At 41.9% G+C, this 575-nt stretch carries 1 protein-coding gene; it reads left to right on the top strand.

Annotated elements, in window-relative coordinates:
• Positions 1–73: 73 nt before the first annotated feature.
• A partial coding sequence (locus ON09_RS23855) for an FAD-dependent oxidoreductase (protein WP_010603588.1) occupies positions 74–575 on the top strand: 502 nt, incomplete at its 3' end.

Here is a 575-nt window from a genome sequence, read left to right as displayed (position 1 = left end):
ACGTACACACTGAGTAATTAAAGAAGAAAATCACCTTAAAGGCATCATCATTGAAAGCAAATCCGGGCGAGAAGTGATTCTAGCCAAAACCATTATCGATTGTACAGGAGATGCTGATGTAGCTTTTAGATCGGGTGTGGAGTGTGAGCAGGGAAATGAACAAGGTGGCGTTCAACCTCCAACACTCATGTTTGCGCTTGGTGGCGTCGATACAGAGAAATTGCGCTTAAGCATTTCAGAAGAGACGAGAACCTATCTTACCGATTTTATTCCGAATGAATACTTCGGGCAGAATAATCAATTTATTGTAGTCGGATTACGTTCGCTTATTCAAAAAGCACAGGAAGATGGTTTGAAATTACCAACAGAAAGAACAATCGTAATCACCGGTTTGAGAGAGGGTGAGATTTGGGTAAATATGACACGTGTGAACGGTGTAGATGGAACCGATCCTGCAAGCCTTTCCTTTGGTGAAGCAGAAGGACGCAGGCAAATTCATGACATCCAGAAATATCTGATTAACTATGTTCCTGGATTTGAGAACGCATACTTTACCAAAATGGCAGTGTGTACGT

It is taken from the genome of Pedobacter agri PB92, assembly GCF_000258495.1.
Classification (GTDB): Bacteria; Bacteroidota; Bacteroidia; order Sphingobacteriales; family Sphingobacteriaceae; genus Pedobacter; species Pedobacter agri.
This window is presented reverse-complemented; position numbering and strand designations above follow the sequence as displayed.